At 51.0% G+C, this 21,075-nt stretch carries 23 protein-coding genes; 10 read left to right on the top strand and 13 right to left on the bottom strand.

Annotation, left to right across the window (positions count from 1 at the left end):
* Positions 1-41: 41 nt before the first annotated feature.
* The 4 genes from csgC to HV350_RS15270 all read left to right on the top strand — a co-directional run bounded on the left by csgC (position 42) and on the right by HV350_RS15270 (position 2,912).
* Positions 42-374: a curli assembly chaperone CsgC gene (gene csgC, locus HV350_RS15285; RefSeq protein WP_046274771.1), complete on the top strand. Its 333-nt coding sequence runs from the start codon at positions 42-44 to the stop codon at positions 372-374.
* Positions 375-525: 151 nt separating this feature from the next.
* On the top strand, positions 526-846 hold the full coding sequence (locus HV350_RS15280; protein WP_016152603.1) for a type 1 fimbrial protein: 321 nt from the start codon (positions 526-528) through the stop codon (positions 844-846).
* 100 nt (positions 847-946) lie between these two features.
* Positions 947-1,489 carry an O-acetyl-ADP-ribose deacetylase gene (ymdB, locus tag HV350_RS15275; RefSeq protein WP_016156177.1) on the top strand — a complete coding sequence of 181 codons (543 nt, stop codon included), beginning with the start codon at positions 947-949 and terminating at the stop codon, positions 1,487-1,489.
* Complete coding sequence (locus HV350_RS15270) at positions 1,473-2,912, top strand: phospholipase D family protein (RefSeq protein ID WP_275370809.1); 1,440 nt, start codon at positions 1,473-1,475, stop codon at positions 2,910-2,912. Before ymdB ends, HV350_RS15270 begins: the two co-directional genes overlap by 17 nt.
* 24 nt (positions 2,913-2,936) lie before the next feature.
* On the opposite strand, the gene mdoC is transcribed toward HV350_RS15270, so the two are convergent.
* Positions 2,937-4,097 carry a glucans biosynthesis protein MdoC gene (gene mdoC / locus HV350_RS15265; RefSeq protein ID WP_181628834.1) on the bottom strand — a complete coding sequence of 387 codons (1,161 nt, stop codon included), beginning with the start codon at positions 4,095-4,097 and terminating at the stop codon, positions 2,937-2,939.
* Positions 4,098-4,368: 271 nt separating this feature from the next.
* On the opposite strand from mdoC, the gene mdoG reads away from it, so the two are divergent.
* The 3 genes from mdoG to HV350_RS15250 all read left to right on the top strand — a co-directional run bounded on the left by mdoG (position 4,369) and on the right by HV350_RS15250 (position 8,728).
* On the top strand, positions 4,369-5,904 hold the full coding sequence (gene mdoG, locus HV350_RS15260; RefSeq protein ID WP_085951042.1) for a glucans biosynthesis protein MdoG: 1,536 nt from the start codon (positions 4,369-4,371) through the stop codon (positions 5,902-5,904).
* Positions 5,897-8,425, top strand: a complete 2,529-nt coding sequence (mdoH, locus tag HV350_RS15255; RefSeq protein WP_019076449.1) for a glucans biosynthesis glucosyltransferase MdoH — start codon at positions 5,897-5,899, stop codon at positions 8,423-8,425. The genes mdoG and mdoH overlap by 8 nt, the downstream gene beginning before the upstream one ends.
* Before the next feature lie 75 nt (positions 8,426-8,500).
* Complete coding sequence (locus HV350_RS15250; protein WP_016152609.1) at positions 8,501-8,728, top strand: YceK/YidQ family lipoprotein; 228 nt, start codon at positions 8,501-8,503, stop codon at positions 8,726-8,728.
* 1 nt (position 8,729) lies between these two features.
* Here HV350_RS15250 and HV350_RS15245 read toward each other — a convergent pair whose 3' ends face one another.
* The 3 genes from HV350_RS15245 to HV350_RS15235 all read right to left on the bottom strand — a co-directional run bounded on the left by HV350_RS15245 (position 8,730) and on the right by HV350_RS15235 (position 11,485).
* Positions 8,730-9,107, bottom strand: a complete 378-nt coding sequence (locus HV350_RS15245) for a MysB family protein (protein ID WP_016152610.1) — start codon at positions 9,105-9,107, stop codon at positions 8,730-8,732.
* 81 nt (positions 9,108-9,188) lie between these two features.
* Positions 9,189-10,409 carry a multidrug efflux MFS transporter MdtG gene (gene mdtG, locus HV350_RS15240; protein ID WP_046274768.1) on the bottom strand — a complete coding sequence of 407 codons (1,221 nt, stop codon included), beginning with the start codon at positions 10,407-10,409 and terminating at the stop codon, positions 9,189-9,191.
* Positions 10,410-10,564: 155 nt separating this feature from the next.
* Positions 10,565-11,485: a Kdo(2)-lipid IV(A) acyltransferase gene (locus tag HV350_RS15235; RefSeq protein ID WP_049282344.1), complete on the bottom strand. Its 921-nt coding sequence runs from the start codon at positions 11,483-11,485 to the stop codon at positions 10,565-10,567.
* A 219-nt stretch (positions 11,486-11,704) separates the two neighbouring features.
* Between HV350_RS15235 and HV350_RS15230 the strand changes: the two genes are divergently transcribed.
* Positions 11,705-12,757 (top strand): rhodanese-related sulfurtransferase, encoded by a 1,053-nt coding sequence (locus HV350_RS15230; RefSeq protein ID WP_016152613.1) that lies wholly within the window; start codon positions 11,705-11,707, stop codon positions 12,755-12,757.
* Between the two features lie 46 nt (positions 12,758-12,803).
* On the opposite strand, the gene HV350_RS15225 is transcribed toward HV350_RS15230, so the two are convergent.
* From HV350_RS15225 to mdtH, 9 genes are all read right to left on the bottom strand, one after another.
* Positions 12,804-13,379, bottom strand: a complete 576-nt coding sequence (locus HV350_RS15225; protein WP_016152614.1) for a YceI family protein — start codon at positions 13,377-13,379, stop codon at positions 12,804-12,806.
* Between the two features lies 1 nt (position 13,380).
* Positions 13,381-13,947, bottom strand: coding sequence for a cytochrome b (locus tag HV350_RS15220; RefSeq protein ID WP_016152615.1), 567 nt, complete (start codon positions 13,945-13,947; stop codon positions 13,381-13,383).
* 261 nt (positions 13,948-14,208) lie between these two features.
* Positions 14,209-14,322, bottom strand: coding sequence for a YceO family protein (locus HV350_RS15215; protein WP_003036148.1), 114 nt, complete (start codon positions 14,320-14,322; stop codon positions 14,209-14,211).
* Between the two features lie 52 nt (positions 14,323-14,374).
* Positions 14,375-15,493 (bottom strand): N-methyl-L-tryptophan oxidase, encoded by a 1,119-nt coding sequence (gene solA, locus HV350_RS15210; RefSeq protein WP_181628832.1) that lies wholly within the window; start codon positions 15,491-15,493, stop codon positions 14,375-14,377.
* Between the two features lie 114 nt (positions 15,494-15,607).
* Complete coding sequence (gene bssS / locus HV350_RS15205) at positions 15,608-15,862, bottom strand: biofilm formation regulator BssS (RefSeq protein WP_003036154.1); 255 nt, start codon at positions 15,860-15,862, stop codon at positions 15,608-15,610.
* 339 nt (positions 15,863-16,201) lie between these two features.
* Positions 16,202-16,447 (bottom strand): DNA damage-inducible protein I, encoded by a 246-nt coding sequence (dinI, locus tag HV350_RS15200; protein ID WP_003036157.1) that lies wholly within the window; start codon positions 16,445-16,447, stop codon positions 16,202-16,204.
* Positions 16,448-16,512: 65 nt separating this feature from the next.
* On the bottom strand, positions 16,513-17,559 hold the full coding sequence (pyrC, locus tag HV350_RS15195) for a dihydroorotase (protein WP_049259720.1): 1,047 nt from the start codon (positions 17,557-17,559) through the stop codon (positions 16,513-16,515).
* A 105-nt stretch (positions 17,560-17,664) separates the two neighbouring features.
* Complete coding sequence (locus HV350_RS15190; RefSeq protein ID WP_016152618.1) at positions 17,665-18,225, bottom strand: lipoprotein; 561 nt, start codon at positions 18,223-18,225, stop codon at positions 17,665-17,667.
* A gap of 114 nt (positions 18,226-18,339) precedes the next feature.
* Positions 18,340-19,548 (bottom strand): multidrug efflux MFS transporter MdtH, encoded by a 1,209-nt coding sequence (gene mdtH / locus HV350_RS15185; protein WP_049040972.1) that lies wholly within the window; start codon positions 19,546-19,548, stop codon positions 18,340-18,342.
* A 259-nt stretch (positions 19,549-19,807) separates the two neighbouring features.
* Here mdtH and rimJ point away from each other — a divergent pair, with 259 nt between their 5' ends.
* Entirely contained in the window at positions 19,808-20,392 is a 585-nt protein-coding gene (gene rimJ / locus HV350_RS15180) for a ribosomal protein S5-alanine N-acetyltransferase (protein WP_006685101.1), read from the top strand.
* 34 nt (positions 20,393-20,426) lie between these two features.
* Positions 20,427-21,074: a YceH family protein gene (locus HV350_RS15175; RefSeq protein WP_181545791.1), complete on the top strand. Its 648-nt coding sequence runs from the start codon at positions 20,427-20,429 to the stop codon at positions 21,072-21,074.
* Position 21,075 lies beyond the last annotated feature (1 nt).

The following is a 21,075-nucleotide window of genomic DNA, read 5'->3' as shown; positions in this document are numbered from 1 at the left end:
TAAACAGGGCGTGAGCCCTGTTTTTTTTTCGGGAGAATATGATGCATACGCTATTACTCATTGCCGCGCTGGCAAATCAAATAACATTCAATACTACTCAGCAAGGTGATATGTACACCATTATTCCTCAGGTGACGTTAACCCAACCGTGCGTATGTGAGGTACAAGTCCTTGCCATACGTCAAGGGCAGGGGGGACAAAGCCAGTCGCAGCAGAAAATAAGCCTTTCGGTCCCTGCTAATCGACCGATTGAATTAACCAAACTGAGCTTTAATATTTCATCTGAGGATTCGGTCAAAATTATCGTTACCGTTTCAGATGGGCAGTCTCTGCATCTGTCGCAACAATGGCCTGACTCAAACAGTCACCCATAATTTTTTGCTGTATTTGCATTAAGGGTGTGGCTGGGAATGCGCTGCTGTTCTATGAATATAGAAGCGTGTGAGCGTTTGTATTTGATCGTTAATCGTAGCGGTGAAGGATCATTTCGATCCCTCAAAGATGGCTAATCATTGAGGAACCCTTATGTGTACATTATTAAAGCGTATTTTAAGTACCAGTTTATGTGCTTTTTCTCTTTTAACCCTCCCTGCAATTGCGCAGCAAATCACAACCGGCGGGGTTATTCATTTTCGCGGAGCGATAGTTGAATCACCTTGCGACGTTAACAGACAGCAGCAGCAAATTGAATTGTCATGTATCCGCAACGGCACCAACCAGAATAGTCTTTACAACCCGCAGCAGCTCGCGACAGCCCCTCAGAATGTGCAGGAAATTGCCACAGTCAAAATGCACTACCTCAATGAACAGAAAAACATGGCGATTCTTAATATTGAATATAAATGACTCGCTGTGGCGTAGATATGCACACTTACGGTTAAAAAGAGAGATTTAAGGGAAAACCCTGCTGTACACTTAACGAATGGTGTTTTGTCAGGGGGAACTTATGCAATCACGTGTTCATGTGTTACATGGCGATATTACGACTGTCGCTGTTGATGTGATTGTCAATGCGGCGAATTCATCGCTACTGGGAGGCGGTGGCGTCGATGGCGCAATCCATCGCGCTGCCGGACCAGCATTGCTGGAGGCCTGCAAACAGGTTATCCAGCAACAAGGAGAATGCCCGACAGGGCATGCGGTGATCACTCTGGCGGGGGCGCTTGCGGCAAAAGCGGTCATTCATACCGTAGGACCGGTCTGGCAAGGGGGAGGTCATCATGAGGCCGAACGCCTCGAAGAAGCTTACTTAAACACCCTGCAACTGGCCCTGGCCAATGGTTATCACTCCATTGCTTTTCCGGCGATTAGCACTGGGGCTTATGGCTATCCACGCGCCGCAGCGGCAGAAATAGCGGTGAAAACGGTGCTGAAATTTATTACCCGCCGCGCACTTCCTGATCAGATATACTTCGTGTGCTTTGATGACGAAAACGCTCAACTTTATAAGAGATTGCTAACACAACAAGGCGATGATCACACGGACTGATATGACGCGACTTGAGCGTGCCATCACGCCCCTTTGCGAAGACCACCCGGGAGAATGCGGCATTCTTGCGTTGGATGACAGCCTGGATGCGTTTGCTGCTCGCTATCGGTTAACGGAAATGGCGGAACGTACCCTGGATGTGCAGTATTACATCTGGGAAAACGACATGTCCGGGTTATTGCTATTTTCCGTACTGCTGGCCGCTGCGAAGCGAGGCGTACGGGTGCGTTTGCTGCTGGATGATAACAACACGCCGGGTCTGGACGACACGCTGCGTCTGCTGGATAAGCACCCCAATATAGAAGTTCGCCTCTTCAATCCGTTTTCCTTTCGCATCCTGCGCGCGCTGGGCTATTTAACCGATTTTGCCCGGCTTAATCGGCGCATGCACAATAAAAGTTATACCGCTGACGGCGTGGTGACTCTCGTTGGTGGGCGTAATATTGGCGATGCCTATTTTGGCGCGGGTGAGCAACCGCTATTTTCCGACCTGGACGTCATGGCTATCGGGCCGGTTGTCAAAGATGTGGCGGATGATTTTGAGCGTTACTGGCACTGCCGCTCGGTTTCAACGTTACAAAATGTGCTTGAGATGTCCGAGCCAGATTCTGCGCAGCGTATTGAGCTACCCGAATCCTGGTATAACGATGATATTACCCGCCGCTATCTGCATAAGCTGGAAACCAGCCAGTTTATGTCCAGTCTCGATCAAAGATCGCTGCCGCTGATTTGGGCCAAAACGCGTTTGCTGAGCGATGATCCTGCAAAAGGAGAAGGGAAAGCGCCGCGCCACTCGCTATTACCGCAGCGTTTGTTTGACGTAATGGGCTCGCCGACCGAACGTATTGATATTATTTCTGCCTACTTTGTGCCGACGCGTGCCGGTGTGGCGCAGCTCCTGAGACTGGTAAGAAAAGGCGTCAAGATTGCCATTTTAACCAATTCACTGGCGGCGAATGATGTGGCGATCGTCCATGCGGGCTATGCGCGCTGGCGAAAAAAACTGCTGCGCTACGGTGTAGAATTATACGAACTTAAACCGACCCGCGATCGCGTCTCGGTCGTTCACGATCGTGGATTAACCGGGAATTCAGGGTCCAGCCTGCATGCGAAAACGTTCAGTATTGATGATCGCAAAGTGTTTATCGGCTCGCTTAATTTTGATCCTCGTTCGACGCTGCTCAATACAGAAATGGGATTTGTGATTGAGAGTGAAGTGCTGGCCGAATTGATTCATAAACGGTTTATGCAAAGCCAGCGTGATATGGCCTGGCAGCTACGCCTTGACCGTTGGGGGAGAATTAATTGGGTCGACCGACTTTCTGGCAGTGAACAGGTCCTGAAAAAAGAACCCGCCACAGGATTCTGGAAGCGGGTTCTGGTAAAGCTGGCGTCCGTGTTACCCATTGAATGGCTGCTTTGAACCACACAATGATTGAGGGAAAAACTAGCCGGCTACGGCCTTGTTTTTATCCTGCTTAACGGGCGGTTTACCCGAAAAGAGAAACTTCAGCACCGGTATGCGTAAATGGATTTCGTACAGTATTACCGCAATCCCAACCACAAACAGCAGACCGCAGAAAAAACCCAGCAGATTCGACGTGATATGCGGTGTGATGTAAGCGCCAAAAAACAGCGTTAACGGGTGGTGCACCAGATAGATAAATAGCGACGCGTTGACAAAATAGGTCACGCGGGCAGACTGGAAATTAAGCAAACGGTGACCCAACGAAAAGACGACGTTCACCATCCACAGTCCCATGACCATGGTAATGACATATTCGGTTTCATACATCCAGGCATCGCCGTTGCCGTAACGCTGATTGAGCAGGTATGCCACAAATGCGAATGCAGCACCTAGCGTGCAACCGCGTGACGGCGTGGTAAACAGCGCTTTCAGATTCGGGTTGATAAACGCCAGTGCGCCGAGGATAAAGAACGGCGCATAGAACAGCGTTTGCATAACGATAAAATTGAACATGCCATCGCTGAGAATCGAAGGGTAGAGGATGAAAATTGTCCTTCTGACGGCAGCGTAACCGACACCTAACAAGATGAAGATCAGCGATAATTTAGTCATCGACACCGCCGGGGCGCTGGCGGCGTCACTACGCGTCAGTCTGTTTTTCATCTGGGTGAACACCCACATGCTCACGGTCGTTAATACGACCAGAACCAGTAAAAACCACAGATGGGAAATCAGCTCCCAGGCCAGCGCATTGTATTTATCGTAGCCGCTGAGAGTATGCCAACTGTCTGCTTTTCCCTTTACGTATTGCAGCATGATAAATTGCGGCAGCGTAAGTAATGGAATCGCGGTCAGCATCGGGATCCCCACGCGTTCTACACGCACCTTCCACCAGCGCTTTAGTGGATAGCGCAAAAATAGCATGTAGGAAAAATAACCCGAAATGACAAAGAAGACTTGCATGCGAAAAGCATGGATAAAGTCGTTAAACAGGGTCAACCACCACGACGGTTCAGCGCTGTTCACGTGCCAGGTGTGGGTCGAGTAAATCAATGAAATATGGAATGGGATCCCTAACAACATTAGCCAGGCACGGATGGAGTCAAGAAAATATTCGCGTGGTGGTGATACAGAGCTCATAGACAGTTATGTATTCTCAGACTTTTCGTCTTATCCCTAAGACGAATAATGGTTACATTCGAGGGCAACCCTACACGAAGTCCAACAACCTGTCTCCAGGATAAGCACGCAAAGTGAAAACAGGTAGTTGAACCTGATTAAACCATGAGCCAGCGCGCGAACAATACAGGGATTCAGTTGTCGGAATACCCGATTATCCATTAAAATGGATCGGATCAATATAAGCACACAAAGGGGGAAGTGCTTACTAATTATGAAACATAAACTACAAATGATGAAAATGCGTTGGTTGGGTGCAGCAGTTATGTTAACGCTGTACACATCATCGAGCTGGGCGTTCAGCATCGATGATGTTGCAAAACAAGCTCAATCCTTAGCCGGTAAAGGCTATGAGGCGCCAAAAAGTAACTTGCCCTCCGTTTTCCGCGACATGAAATATGCGGATTATCAGCAGATCCAGTTTAACCGCGATAAAGCCTACTGGAGCAATCTCAAGACCCCATTTAAGCTCGAGTTCTACCACCAGGGTATGTACTTCGACACGCCGGTCAAAATCAACGAAGTTACCGCTACAGCGGTGAAAAGAATCAAATACAGCCCGGATTATTTTAATTTTGGCGATGTTCAGCATGATAAAGACACGGTAAAAGATCTCGGTTTCGCCGGGTTCAAAGTGCTGTATCCGATCAACAGCAAAGATAAAAACGACGAAATCGTCAGCATGCTCGGTGCCAGCTATTTCCGTGTTCTGGGGGCAGGGCAGGTCTACGGTCTGTCTGCGCGCGGTCTCGCGATTGATACCGCTCTGCCTTCTGGCGAAGAATTTCCCCGCTTCCGTGAGTTTTGGATCGAGCGTCCGAAACCGACTGACAAACGTTTGACCATTTATGCCTTGCTGGATTCTCCGCGCGCAACCGGAGCGTATCGCTTTGTCATCATTCCGGGTCGTGACACGGTAGTCGATGTTCAGTCCAAAGTTTATCTGCGCGACAAAGTGGGCAAGCTGGGCGTGGCACCGTTAACCAGTATGTTCCTGTACGGACCAAACCAGCCTTCTCCGGCGACCAACTATCGTCCGGAACTGCATGACTCTAACGGTTTGTCGATCCACGCTGGCAACGGCGAGTGGATTTGGCGTCCGCTGAATAACCCGAAACATCTGGCGGTGAGCAGCTTTGCGATGGAAAACCCGCAAGGTTTCGGCCTGCTACAGCGTGGCCGTCAGTTCTCGCGTTTTGAAGATATCGACGATCGTTACGATCTGCGCCCAAGCGCCTGGATCACGCCAAAAGGTGATTGGGGTAAAGGTAAGATTGAGTTAGTTGAAATCCCAACTAACGATGAAACGAACGATAACATCGTTGCGTACTGGACGCCGGATCAACTGCCTGAAGCCGGCAAAGAGATGAACTTCAAGTACACCCTGACGTTCACGCGTGACGAAGACAAGCTTCATGCCCCTGATAGCGCCTGGGTCCAGCAGACTCGTCGTTCTACCGGTGATGTAAAACAGTCTAACCTCATTCGTCAGCCTGATGGCACCATCGCGTTTGTGGTGGACTTTACCGGCACGGATATGAAAAAGCTGCCGCAGGATACCCCGGTTACCGCACAAACCAGTATTGGCGACAACGGCGAGATCGTTGAAAGTACTGTGCGCTACAACCCGGTAACTAAAGGTTGGCGTTTGGTATTGCGCGTGAAAGTGAAAGATGTGAAGAAAACCACTGAAATGCGTGCTGCCTTGGTCAATGCCGATCAGACGCTGAGTGAAACCTGGAGCTACCAGTTACCTGCCAATGAATAAGACAACTGAGTATATTGACGCAATGCCGCTTTCGGATATCGAAAAAGCGGCACTGCCGAAAACTGACATCCGCGCCGTTCATCAGGCGCTGGATGCCGAGCATCGTACGTACTCGCGCGAAGATGATTCACCGCAGGGTTCGGTGAAAGCTCGCCTGGAGCAGGCGTGGCCTGATTCTCTGGCCAAAGAGCAGTTGGTTAAGGACGATGAGGGGCGCGATCAGCTGCAGGCGATGCCAAAAGCAACGCGTACCTCTATGTTCCCCGATCCCTGGCGTACCAACCCGGTTGGCCGCTTTTGGGATCGCCTGCGCGGGCGCGATGTGACTCCGCGTTATCTTTCGCGTTTGACGAAAGAAGAACAGGAGAGCGAGCAAAAATGGCGTACGGTTGGCACCATCCGCCGCTATACGCTGTTGATCTTAACGCTGGCGCAAACGGTCGTCGCAACCTGGTATATGAAGACGATCCTTCCGTATCAGGGTTGGGCATTCATTAATCCTGTTGACATGATGGGGCAGGATTTATGGGTTTCCTTTATGCAACTGCTGCCCTACATGCTCCAGACCGGCATTCTCATTTTGTTTGCCGTGCTTTTCTGTTGGGTTTCAGCAGGATTCTGGACCGCGCTGATGGGCTTCCTGCAACTGTTGATTGGGCGAGATAAGTACAGTATCTCCGCCTCAACGGTTGGGGACGAACCGTTAAATCCCGAACACCGGACCGCGTTGATTATGCCGATCTGTAACGAGGACGTTGACCGCGTATTCGCGGGACTTCGCGCCACGTGGGAGTCGGTCAAAGCGACGGGCAACGCCGAGCATTTTGATGTTTACATCCTGAGCGACAGCTACAACCCCGATATCTGCGTAGCAGAACAAAAAGCGTGGATGGAGCTGATTGCCGAAGTGCAAGGCGAAGGGCAGATTTTCTACCGTCGTCGTCGTCGTCGCGTGAAGCGTAAAAGCGGTAACATTGATGACTTCTGCCGTCGCTGGGGAAATCAGTACAGCTACATGGTGGTGCTGGACGCTGACTCCGTGATGAGCGGTGACTGTCTGAGCGGGCTGGTGCGCCTGATGGAAGCGAATCCAAATGCCGGGATTATCCAGTCTTCACCGAAGGCTTCCGGTATGGATACGCTGTATGCACGCTGTCAGCAGTTTGCGACCCGTGTTTATGGTCCGTTGTTTACCGCTGGACTTCACTTCTGGCAATTGGGGGAATCGCACTACTGGGGCCATAACGCGATTATTCGCGTGAAGCCGTTTATCGAACACTGTGCGCTTGCGCCGTTACCGGGCGAAGGCTCGTTTGCGGGTTCGATTCTCTCCCATGACTTCGTCGAAGCGGCGTTGATGCGTCGTGCCGGCTGGGGCGTGTGGATTGCTTACGATCTGCCGGGCTCTTATGAAGAGCTACCGCCGAACCTGCTGGATGAACTCAAGCGTGACCGTCGCTGGTGTCATGGCAACCTGATGAACTTCCGTCTGTTCCTGGTGAAAGGGATGCACCCGGTTCACCGTGCGGTGTTCCTGACCGGCGTTATGTCCTATCTGTCCGCGCCGCTGTGGTTTATGTTCCTCGCGTTATCAACCGCATTGCAGGTGGTGCATGCGCTGACGGAACCACAGTACTTCCTGCAACCGCGCCAGCTGTTCCCGGTATGGCCGCAGTGGCGACCTGAACTGGCGATCGCGCTGTTTGCTTCTACGATGGTGCTGCTGTTCCTGCCGAAGCTGCTGAGTATTTTGCTCATCTGGTGTAAAGGGACGAAAGAATACGGCGGGTTTATCCGCGTCACGCTGTCGCTGCTGCTGGAGGTTCTGTTCTCCGTGCTGCTGGCGCCGGTGCGTATGCTGTTCCATACCGTCTTCGTCGTGAGCGCCTTCCTCGGTTGGGAAGTGGTGTGGAATTCGCCGCAGCGTGATGACGATTCCACCCCGTGGGGTGAAGCATTTATGCGTCACGGTTCTCAGTTACTGCTGGGGCTGGTGTGGGCGGTAGGTATGGCCTGGCTGGATCTGCGTTTCCTGTTCTGGCTGGCGCCGATTGTCTTCTCGCTGATCCTGTCGCCGTTTGTTTCCGTGATTTCCAGCCGTTCCACGGTTGGGTTACGTACCAAGCGCTGGAAGCTGTTCCTGATCCCGGAAGAGTATTCTCCGCCGCAGGTGCTGGTGGATACGGATACCTATCTGGTGATGAACCGCAATCGTACACTGGACGACGGCTTTATGCATGCGGTGTTTAACCCGTCATTTAACGCACTGGCAACGGCAATGGCGACTGCACGCCACCGCGCGAGTAACGTGCTTGAGATTGCCCGTGACCGCCATGTGGAGCAGGCGCTGAACGAAACGCCGGAGAAACTAAACCGTGACCGCCGTCTGGTGCTGTTGAGCGATCCGGTGACGATGGCGCGTTTGCACTATCGCGTCTGGAATTCACCTGATAAGTATTCTTCGTGGGTGAATTACTACCAGGGACTGACCCTGAATCCGCTGGCGCTCAGGAAAAAGTAAGCGTTAAGTAACGTGAAAATACCGGCCTGGTGCCGGTATTTTTTTATACTAAATAAAAGAGCTGTGAGGTATCAGGTGCGAATATTGGCAGTGGCAATCATGGTGTGCTTGCTGAGCGGATGCGGCAGTATTATTAGCCGAACTATCCCAGGGCAAGGGCACGGAAACCAATACTATCCTGGCGTGCAATGGGATGTCCGGGACTCCGCGTGGCGCTACGTCACCATCCTCGACCTGCCATTTTCGCTGGTGTTTGATACCTTGCTGCTCCCGCTCGACATTCACCACGGACCTTACGAGTAAGCTATCGCTCATCCCATTCATCGGCCGCGGTCTGACCCTCTTCGGTATCCAGGGGAGGTTCCAGCTGGAATTCACCTTCATCCCATTCGTGAAGCGTGTTTTCTTCCTGCCACTCCTGACGGATCTCAATTTCATCATAGTCGCCATCAAAAACGCTTTGGGCCGCTTCACCACTCAGCATTGGCAGGCATTCACCCTCGCCCTCATCCTCATCAGCAAAGAATTCCGCCTGCCACATAATGTCACCATCCTGTAGCACGTATTTTTGTACGCTTAGCTGTTGAACGCTGGCTTCGTCGGGCTCAAGGTCAGGGTTATCAGCCAGAAATTCTTCACGAGCGGCATCAATGGCTTCTTCCAGCGTGGCATACATGGTCATCAGAGTCTCCCTTTGATTTAATGAAGTATTCAGGGAAATAATAGTTGATTCTCCGATATTGCAAGTATGAATGCACAAAAATCATCCCGTAGCCTCAGTGCTCCGGCGACGGCGCAGACTATTCCACGAGTAGAAAGCGTTAAACAGTACGACGCCCGCGGTCACGCAGAAGACGGCGCGAAAACCGTAGTTGGCGGAAATTGCCGCCCCCATTAACGGTCCCGTTACGTTACCGATATCGCGAAATGACTGGTTATAACTGAAAATACGCCCGGCGATCTGATTGGTTGAGTTATAGACCAGCAGCGTTTGTACTGCCGGGAGCAGAGCCCCATCAGCGGCCCCCAATAAAAAGCGCAGAACGGCAAGTTGCCAGGGCGATTGTACAAACGACATTGGAATAAGCAGCAGCACGGAGATGACCAGAGCAACAATCAGGATCTTCTCCGGGCCAATTCGATCACCTAATTTGCCAAGTCGCGGGGCGCTGATTAACGCAGCCACGCCTGGTACGGAAGCAATCATCCCGCTGATAAAGGCGATGTTACTGACGTTGCCAGCCAGCTCTCGAACGTACAGCGTCAGAATTGGCGCGATGGACCCGGTTGCCACCTGGATTATCAGCGTTGTGACAAACAGGCTCAGCACCAGTTTGGGATTTTTTAACGAGGCCACGACTTCGCGAATGTGCAGCATCTCTTTCTTGCTCACCGGTTGGAAACGTTCGCGAATAAAAAATAGCGTCAGGATAAAACAGACCAGCAGTACGCTGGCGGTGATGAAAAATACCGGGCGTAGTCCGTACTGATCCGCGAGCAGCCCCCCAGCTAACGGTCCGAGCAGTGCGCCGCTGACGCCGCCGGTGGAAAGCGTTCCCAGCGCCCAGCCGCTTTTATTGCGCGGAACCTGGGTGGCGATGAGTGCATTGGCGTTGGGAATGAAACCGCCGAGCAGACCCAACAGGGCGCGCAGGACCAGGAACTGCCAGATATTTTGCGCCAGCCCCATCAGCAGCATCACAATCGCCATACCCAATGCGGAACGCAGCAGCATGATTTTTCGCCCTTTGCGATCGGCAAGGCCACCCCAGAAAGGAGAGGCGATGGCGGAAAAGAGAAAAGTGATGCTGAAGACCAGACCTGACCACATATTCAGGGCGCTATGACCCGTGACGCCGAGACTCTCGACATAGAGGGGCAAAAAGGGCATAACCAGGCTAAATGCTGCACCGGTTAAAAAACAACCCAACCAGGCAACGGTGAGGTTACGTTTCCAGTTTATGGGAGCATCTGAGGGTGACATAGCGTTCCGCAGTGTGGCGCGCTGTTTGCGCTATCGATTGAATATAAGCAAGCAGGCTAATTATGCGCCTGGTTGATAGTTGCTGCAATGCGGATAGCAGTTAAACCTAAAGCGGGCAGGGAAGGTGTTGCAGTCCACAGGACTGCAACCGTGCTTTAGTACAGGGAAGGTGAACCTTCAGGACGCGTCTTGAAACGACGGTGTAGCCACATGTACTGCTCCGGGGCCATCATGATGCATTGCTCAACAATCTTATTCATCCACGCTGCCGTAGTCTCCGCGTTGTCTAACGGCGGTGAACACTCCGGAGGCAGCATAATCAATTGATAACCTTTACCGTCAGGTTTGCGGCGGGGAACAAACGGTACCAGGCAGGCATTCGACATGCGTGAAAGCATCCAGGTCCCGGAGGTTGTTGCGGCCTGTTCAACAGCAAAAAGCGGGACAAATACGCTGGCGCGGGGACCGTAGTCATGATCCGGCGCGTACCAGACCACTTCGCCTTTTTTCAACGCTTTAATCATTCCTTTCAGGTCTTTACGATCGAGCATGGATTTATTAGAGCGCATACGGCCCCAGGTTTGTAGCCAGTCGAGCAGTGGGTTGTCGTTGGGGCGATATACGCCTATCCCCGGCTCCTGCAAACCAAACTGACGCGCACCCAGTTCAAGGGTCAGAAAGTGCAGACCCACTAACAAAATTCCCCGTTTTTGCGCCTGAACGTCGCGGATATGTTCCATCCCGATAACTTCCGTCCAGCGTGAAATGCGCTTGTCAGACCAAAACCAGGCCATTCCGGTTTCCATCACGCCCATGCCCACGGACTCGAAGTTCTTGATGATCATCTGCTGGCGTTCCTGCTCGCTCATTTGCGGGAAGCACAGTTCCAGATTACGGGAAACAATTTTTGCCCGACGTTTCATCAAACGTAATGCCAGACGACCTAATGCGCAGCCCAACTTGTAAAGAATCGGGTAGGGTAACTGCACGATTAACCAAAGGATGCCAATGCCCAGCCAGGTTAACCAATAACGTGGATGCAGTAACGCAGCCGAAAACTTGGGTAAATTCGTCATGTCTATCCTGTCTTCAAACGACCAATTGCCTGTATTGTCGCATTTTTTCGCGCATATCAAAAATTTGTGACGGGAGAACGGTGATTAAACCAGCAATTGTTGTTGCACTTTTATATTGGAGTAAGAAATGTAGCGTAAAATGTGTGGATGTAAATTGGCGGTGTTTGCTTTATTATGCCGCCGATTTTCATTTTTCCCTATTTGCAGGATACGTACACCATGCCAGTGTTACACAACCGCATTTCGAACGATGCGCTCAAAGCCAAAATGTTGGCTGAGACCGAGCCGCGCACGACGATCTCATTCTATAAATATTTCACCATCGCCAATCCTCAGCACACGCGTGATGCGCTGTACCAGATGTTCACTGCATTGAACGTCTTCGGGCGCGTTTATCTTGCCCATGAAGGAATCAATGCGCAAATCAGCGTACCGCAAAGCAACGTCGAGGCATTCCGCCAGCAGCTTTATGCGTTTGATCCCGCATTCGCCGGGTTACGTCTGAATATCGCGCTGGATGATGATGGTAAATCGTTCTGGGTGCTGCGCATGAAAGTGCGTGAACGCATCGTGGCGGATGGCATTGACGATCCGCAATTTGACGCCAGCAACGTAGGTGATTACCTGAAGGCGGCGGAAGTAAACGCCATGCTGGACGATCCTGACGCGGTATTCATTGATATGCGCAACCACTATGAATATGAAGTGGGCCATTTCGAGAATGCGCTAGAAATCCCGGCAGACACGTTCCGCGACCAGTTACCGAAAGCCGTTGAAATGATGCAGGCGCATAAAGATAAAAAAATCGTTATGTATTGCACGGGCGGGATCCGTTGTGAGAAAGCCAGCGCCTGGATGAAACACAACGGATTTAGCAAAGTCTGGCACATTGAGGGCGGTATTATTGAATATGCCCGCAAGGCACGTGAACAGGGGCTTCCTGTACGTTTTGTCGGTAAAAACTTCGTTTTTGATGAGCGTATGGGCGAAAGGATTTCTGAAGATGTTATTGCGCATTGCCATCAGTGCGGAACGGCGTGCGACAGCCATACTAATTGCAAAAATGATGGCTGCCATCTGTTGTTTATCCAGTGTCCGGCCTGCGCGCAGAAGTATAACGGCTGCTGTAGCGAGTTGTGTAGCGAAGAGAGTAAGTTGCCGGAAGAAGAGCAACGTCGTCTTCGAGCAGGACGTGAAAATGGCAACAAAATATTTAATAAGTCACGCGGTCGTCTGAATACCAAACTGGGTATTCCGGACCCTGCGCAATAGTCATCATGCCGGATGGCGGCTTTAGCCCCATCCGGCAACTCATACGTTACTTCTGTTGGACGCCTTCCACTGAGATGATCAGATCGACTTCCTGAGACGCCGGGCCGAGATCGGTGGTGATGTTGAAGTCCTTCAGCTTAATTTTACCTTCTGCTTCAAAACCCGCACGCGTGCCACCCCACGGATCGCCGCCCTGACCGATCAGCTTCGCATCCAGCGTAACAGGTTTAGTGACGCCGTTCAGGGTCAGATTACCGGTGATATCCAGGTCGTTCCCCTCTTTCTTCACGCTGGTAGAGCTAAAGGTCGCCTGCGGGAATTTGGCCACGTTAAGGAAATCTGCGCTGCGCAGGTGCTTGTCGCGTTCGGCGTGATTGGTGTCAACGCTGTTGGTGTTGATGGTGACGTTAACCTTATCGGCTGCGGGATTTTTCTCATCAAAGGTAAAAGTCCCGTCGAAATCTTTAAATGTGCCGTACAGCCAACTGTAACCCAGGTGCTGAATACGGAAATTAACAAAGGCATGCTGTCCTTCTTTGTCAATTTTGTAATCTGCCGCCACGGCTGACCCGGTGGTGAATAACAGAGAGGCGAGTGTAAGTCCCAGCAGGTTTTTTTTCATTTTAAGCTCCATAGTCAGATGACGATTTTCCCAACATGCGATTCAGGGTATCGTCGTTATCGATAAAGTGATGTTTCAGGGCCATCAGTCCGTGCAGAAGCGATAAAACCACCACGGTCCACGCAAGCCACAGGTGCAGACTACCGGCGAGGTCGGCCTGAGCGCCCGCATTGGCAAGGGTGGCAGGAATGTCGAACCAACCAAATACGCTTATCGCTTTGCCATCAGCGGTGGAAATCAAATACCCGCTGATGACAATTGAAAAGAGCAATGTGTATAGCGCGAGGTGACCCAGTGCCGCCGCGATGCGGGTGAAACGGGAATAACTTGCCAGCGCAGGAGGAGGAGGGGAGATCAACCGCCAGACGACGCGGATAACCAGCCCCATCATGAGCACAACGCCGATGCTTTTATGCAGTTCAGGGGCCTGGTGATACCAGCCGTCGTAATAGCTGAGTGTGACCATCCACAATCCCAGCGCAAACATGCCATATACAGCAATCGCAATCAGCCAGTGTAAAGCGGCAGACACCACGCCATAGCGTTGTGGAGTATTATTGAATTGCATAAGTGCACCGTTAGATATTTCAGAAGTGAATGAAAATGGCGCGTAAAAGACATTAATGCAACTAATAAATAACAATAATGGTGATATTTGTTTTTGATTCAATAAAATTGATTGAATTGTGAAGTAATCATCAAGGAATTAGTGGGGTGGATGACATTAAGGCTTGTTATCAGGGTGTTTAAGGTATTTTTCTTGTTCAGTTAATTGCAATGAAAATTAAGTTAATATCAGTTTATGTCAATTAGTGTCAGCGTTGTGGGTTCAGAAAAACATAATATATATCACATCCATAATTGCCAGCAGCGACCATAAAATAATGTAGAGCATAAGATGCTCGCGAATATTATTAACCAGATAGTGAAAGATGCGGCGCATCAACGTTATTCCTGTCATTAAAAATGGCCTCACCAACGAGGCCATTCATTTATTATCGCTTAAAACGATTTAGCCTGAAGGGAGTCAGGTCAAAGTCAGACGGTTTGTCCTGGGCGAAGTCTGCCGCAATCTCTCCGAGGACGGAGGCAAACTTAAAGCCATGTCCGCTCAGCCCGGCGATGATCAACGTGTTGTCATGCTCCGGTAGAGTATCAATAATAAAGTCTTCATCTGGTGAGTTATCATAGGTGCAGGACGCACCGTGCAGACAGCAGCCCACGCCTGGCAGAATTGTGCGCAGGAATGGGAAGGCTTCAGAACCATCGCTGGCTACAGCGGCAAACGGCTTGCGCTCTTCTGCCGAATGAATTACCTGTCCGCCATTGTGCTTACCAATTTTTAGCTCGTCATTTTCTGCCGGGAAACCGTAGAATTGATCGCCATTTGGTAGCTCCCCGGTGAAGGCAGGGAAGTTATTCTTAACGCTGTAACGCCCATCGGCTTGATACCAGGCGAACACTTTGCGTACCGGTTGTATCGGTAGTTCAGGGACTAATGACTGTACCCAGGTTCCGGCGCTGATCACCGCTTTTTGCGCGTGATAGTCACCATCGGCGGTTTCTACCGTGACGCCATCATCACTATGACGAATTGCGCTGACCGGGCATTTAAATAGCTGCGCACAGCCTGCTTCTTCCGCCAGACGGATCCAGGTTTTAATCGCTAACTCACTACGTAAAAAACCAGACTCCGCTTCAAACAGACCGATATAGTTTTCAGGTACGCGAATCTCTGGCCAGCGCGCCATAATGGCTGCTGCATCCAGTTGTTCAACATTGAGTTGCCACTGTTTTGCACTTTGCGCCGCGGTCGCTAAGAAGGTTGAATCTGCCGGACCAAGGTTGATGACACCAGAGCGCACAAAAATCGGCTCTTCATTTTGGGTGGATAATTCATCCCATAATGTTTGCGCACGCAGCACCAGCGGAACATATTTTTCACCTTCGCCATAGGCATGACGAATTAATCGAGTGTCGCCGTGGTGGCTGCCCTGCTGATGCGGTGGCATATGCGCATCGATCATCAGAACCTTCAGACCGGCGCGAGTGGCATAGTATCCGGCTGCGGCGCCCACGGAACCGCTGCCAATTATGATTAAGTCGTATTTCATCCGCTTCTCTCTGCAATCGCGATAGTAGCAGGGTAAATAAGTGACCCGGAATATTCAACCTGGAAATAAGAAAGGCACCGGAAAGGTGCCTTTTGATGGTTGGATGTATCAGATTTAATGTCGCTGATACTCATTTACCTGGTAATCGCCGGATTCAATTTTAGCGATTCCTGCTTCTAATATCGAAATAAATTGCCTGGCAACATCAGTGGTTAACCAGAGCGTTTGACCAACTTCAGTCCCATCCGGGTCAGGACGATTCGGGGTCTGGTAGTGCAAACGCAGCATCAGCGCATCGTAGCTATCAACAGTGCTGATGTCCCATCCTACTAACGGATGAGTCTGAATGACTTCATTATTCTTTTCCATCATGCCCCCTAATTCGTGTTACTAGACAACGGTTTTCGAGGTTCAATGCGTTTTTTCTGAAGCAACTTCAGTATATCAATAAATAAGGGTATTCATTGAAAATTTAAAGAGGTAAGCACATAAAATTTTCGTTTTCAGCGTTATCTGACTAACAAACCGACATGTTATTCATTTTTTTTAAGCATGTTGCACAATTATTTTGGTGTTGTGGTTAAAAGATAGCCAGGAATTTATTATTAAAATATCAGTTTGCCAGAAGGAATGAACTATTGATTAAAAGATGGTGTGTATAAAAAAGCCGGGGCGACCCGGCAAACAAACATCACTGCATATCATTATTTATTCATTGATGAACCAGTCATCCGCGCTTTCCCAGGTCTCCTGGAGGATCTCGCTGATGCGTTCTTTATCCTCTTTGGTGGCACCAATAACCGACAGATTGTTTGCGCCGGCATAACGGACGGTAACGTTACCTTCGTTATCCGGAAAATGGTGCTGAATACGGCGGGAGAGTTCACCTGCCAGCGCGTCAATTGCACCAGCAGGTAAAGGTGAAGTTTTGGCAATAGTGACTTCAATACGCATAGTAGCCCCCTGTGGAATATACTGTTTATTTATACAGTTATTCTCGCCAGTTGGCTACACTTTTTTTAGCTTTTCACGGACCAGTGTACCGTTTCGCCACCCAGGAAAGGCACCAGCGTATCATCTTGCAGCGCAATGCTCTCCGGGACCTGGTGCTCCACGCGTTCCAGCTCAATAAAGGTTTCATTCACCGGCAAACCGTAGAACTGTGGGCCATTGAGTGAGCAGAAGGCTTCAAAATGGTCCAGTGCATTCATCTCTTCAAACACGGTGGCATAACTGCCCAGTGCGGTCGGCGCATTAAAGCAGCCCGCACAGCCACAGCTTGACTCTTTGCGATGACGCGCATGCGGCGCTGAGTCGGTACCGAGGAAGGCGCGGTTAAACCCGCTGGCGACCAGCTCACGCAGCGCCTGTTGATGGACGTTACGTTTGAGGATCGGCAGGCAGTACAGATGAGGGCGAATCCCGCCGACCAGCATGTGGTTGCGGTTAAACATCAGGTGCTGCGGCGTAATGGTCGCCGCCAGAAGGTCATTGCCGTCGCGCACGTATTCGGCAGCATCTTTAGTCGTGATATGTTCGAACACCACTTTCAGCGCAGTTAAACGCTGACGCAGTGGTTCCATTACCGTCTCAATAAAGCGCGCCTCGCGATCGAAAATATCGATATCCGCATGCGTCACTTCGCCGTGCACCAGCAGAGGCATACCCAATTTTTCCATCCGTTCCAGCACTGGCATGATGGCATCAATAGAGGTTACGCCATGCGTCGAGTTGGTGGTGGCATTGGCCGGATAGAGTTTTGCGGCGGTGAACACGCCTTCGTTGAATCCACGTTCCAGCTCATTGGGATCCAGCGTATCCGTTAAGTAGCAGGTCATTAATGGCGTGAAGTCGTGTCCGGCAGGTACCGCGTCAAGAATTCGCTGGCGGTAAGCGATAGCCGCGTCCACCGTGGTGACGGGCGGAGCCAGGTTCGGCATGACAATGGCGCGGCCATAAACTTCGCTGGTATAGGGCACGACAGTTTTTAACATGTCGCCATCGCGAAAGTGAAGATGCCAGTCGTCTGGGCGGCGGATCTTTAAAACCTGGGATGGTGCAGTCATCAATATGCTCCGGCTGAGGATAGTCTTTTTTGCCGGAAACAAAGGATAAGCGGAAACGTTTTCGTTTGCACGAAAAAAAAGGGCGCATCGGCGCCCTCTGTCATATTAGTCGGTGAACGGGATAATGATTTCTCCCGGTTTCACCTCAATGCCTTTCGCCAGTTTTTTCGCCAGCGCTTCCCCCTGGCTGCTGTCATCCCGCAGAATGTACGCCGGCTGCTGGTTGAAATAGTTGCGCAGCGACTGATTTAAATAAGGCATCAGCGTTTGCAGTACCGACTGCATTTTTTCCGGCGTGACGGTAGCGTCCACGACTTCCATTTCTTGCAGATAAATCGCGCCTTTTTCTTTATTGAAAACCGGTAAGGCTTTTAGCTTCAACTTCATGGTCGCTTTCTGACTGCCAAACAGGGAGTTCATGTCCAGGTTGGCGTCTCCGGTCAGCGTCACTTTATTGGGTTCTTCACGGCCTATCTGGCTGGCGAGATTGTTCAGTACGATATGTGCTTCAGCGACGCCAGGCAAACCGATATCTTTTGAAAAGTTATTATTCTTCGCCAGGGCCTGATTAATCTCTTGCTCGCTAACCGTGTATTGCGTGAGTTGATTACAACCAACCAACAGGCCGCTGACAATTAGTGCAGCGGCAAAAAAAAACTTTTTCATGGGGTTCCTCAACATGATGCTTGTGGTGTAATCGTGACACAAAGCATCATCGAGCACCAGCGCTGCGGGTAACAGCAGAAAAAACTGAAAAATGCGCGTACACCAGATTGGCTATCAGGCGTCAGGCTCCAGCATACCACGCGTTGGGCGTTTGAGACTGAATTGCCAGCCCAGCGCCAGGAAAGTGATGAAGCCGATAATGCCGAGCATCATCCAGGGCAGCTCCGGTTGTGCCAGGGCTTTACCCATGTCAAACAGCCAGCCGCCGCCGATATAACCAATGGCGCCGCCGATGGCGAGTCCCAGTCGACTGAAACCCATATAGCTTCCCCGGGCACGTGCATTCGCCAGCGAGGCGCTCAGGGTTTCACGCGCCGGTTCGGCGATGATTGAGCCAATATAGAACGTGCAAATCAGGGTGAACAACTGCTGTAAATTTCCGACCAGGCCGATGGGCATCATGCTGAAAGACATCACCAGCAGACCGGCCATCAGGCGATGCTCAAGGCGAAAGCGTTTTTCACTCCAGCGGGCAATCGGGTAGAGTAATGTTAAAGAGAGGCACGCCTCGATGGCATACATCCATTTCACAGCGGCCGGTGAGCCAGCGATGTCGTTCACCATTATTGGCAGCATCAGCATCACTTGCACCGCCAGCATGTAATATCCCGCCAGCGTCAGCACATAAGTGACAAAGCGCTTGTCATGCATCACATGGCTCATTCCTTCGCGCACCGGAATTTTCACCGTTGACAGTTTCCATGCCGGAAGCAGCCAGGCGTTAAACGCCGCGCACAGAACGAACAAAATTGCGCCGGTGGCACACACCAGACGGAAATCGTATTGCAATAACCAACTGCCGAGCAACGCGCCAACCACGGCCCCGGCGCTATCCTGCATCATCAGAATAGAGAAAAAACGCCCGCGCTTTTCCGGACGGATCAGTTTGACCACCAGCGCCGAGCGGGGAGGGTCGAACAACGTGCCGCCCAGCCCGGAAAGAAAGCAGGAAAACCACAGCAGCCACGGTTCATGGGCAATGCCCATGGTGGCGAATCCGGCAGCACGCATCAGCATGCCGGTGACGATCATCGGTTTTGCCCCGAAACGGTCAGCAATAGCACCGCCGAAGATACCTAAACCTTGCTGGATAAATTGACGTAATCCAAGCGCGATACCGACCATCACGGCGGCCCAGCCCATTTGATCGACGAAACGAATTGAGATCAGCGGGAAAACGACGAAGAAACCCAGCACGACCAGCATGTTATCGATAAGAAGGAAGTATTTACCCAGGTTCCTTGCCTGCGAGACTTGCGACATTTCCCCTCCAGGGAAAAACTCGTCACTCTGGATAGAGTTTAAAAGATAAGCACCTCCTATTCTGCGGTGTCGTCATCGCTTTTCCCACCCTTCGCGGGACAATATTTTTTTATCAAAAGTCCGTCTTGATAGAGAGTTTTCATCAAAATGTGTGAATAATTCAAAAAATGGCATTTTGCTCTTTTCACAGGGCGTATTTGCGCAGGTATAGTAATGCGAATAGCGTATTGAAGACGTTACGGGAAGGAGTAGGTATAGAATGTTTGGCTATCGCAGTAACGTGCCAAAAGTGCGCTTAACCACGGACCGCCTGGTCGTGCGTTTAGTGCATGAGCGTGATGCCTGGCGTCTGGCAGATTATTACGCAGAAAATCGTCATTTCTTAAAACCCTGGGAACCTATTCGCGATGAAAGCCACTGTTATCCGTCAGGCTGGCAGGCGCGTCTGAGCATGATATCTGAGTTTCATAAACAGGGCACCGCTTATTACTTTGCGCTGCTCGATCCGGAAGAAAAAGAGATTATTGGCGTCGCGAACTTCTCGAACGTCGTGCGGGGATCTTTCCACGCCTGTTATCTCGGTTACTCCATTGCGCAGAAGTGGCAGGGGCAGGGGCTGATGTATGAAGCCTTAACCTCGGCCATCCGCTATATGCAGCGCACGCAGCATATTCACCGCATTATGGCTAACTACATGCCACATAATAAACGCAGCGGTGACCTACTGGCGCGACTGGGTTTTGAAAAAGAAGGGTATGCCAAAGACTACCTGCTGATTGACGGGCAGTGGCGCGATCACGTGCTGACGGCGTTGACCACATCAGAATGGACCCCCGGCCGCTAAGTTTCAGATGCAGCCATGATTAATGGAGAAGACGATGAAATACGAATTAACCGCCACCGAAGCACGGGTGATTGGCTGTTTATTAGAAAAACAAGTGACTACACCTGAACAGTATCCGCTCTCCGTTAACGGAGTCGTAACCGCCTGCAATCAAAAAACGAATCGTGAACCCGTGATGAACCTGTCGGAATCCGACGTGCAGGATCAGCTTGATAACCTGGTGAAACGGCATTTCCTGCGTACGGTGAGTGGCTTTGGTAATCGCGTCACGAAATATGAGCAGCGTTTCTGCAACTCTGAGTTTGGCAATCTTAAGCTCAGCGCGGGGGAAGTCGCGCTCATTACCACGCTGTTGCTGCGCGGCGCTCAAACACCAGGTGAGCTACGTAGCCGCGCCTCCCGGATGTACGAATTCAGCGACATGGCCGAAGTAGAGTCGACACTGGAGAAACTGGCAACCCGGGAAGATGGTCCTTATGTCGTTCGCCTGGCGCGTGAGCCGGGCAAACGTGAAAGCCGTTATATGCACCTGTTTTGCGGTGACGTTGATGAAGCGATGGCCACGGCAGATGAACTTCCGGCAGCTTCGGGTGATCTACAGGCGCGCGTTGACGCGCTGGAAACAGACGTCGCGGAGCTTAAGCAGCGGCTTGATTCCTTACTGGCGCACTTGGGAGACTGAT

The organism is Citrobacter sp. RHBSTW-01013, assembly GCF_013781985.1.
GTDB lineage: Bacteria > Pseudomonadota > Gammaproteobacteria > Enterobacterales > Enterobacteriaceae > Citrobacter > Citrobacter braakii.
The sequence above is the reverse complement of the archived record's forward strand: the minus strand, read 5'-3'. Positions and strand labels throughout refer to the sequence as shown.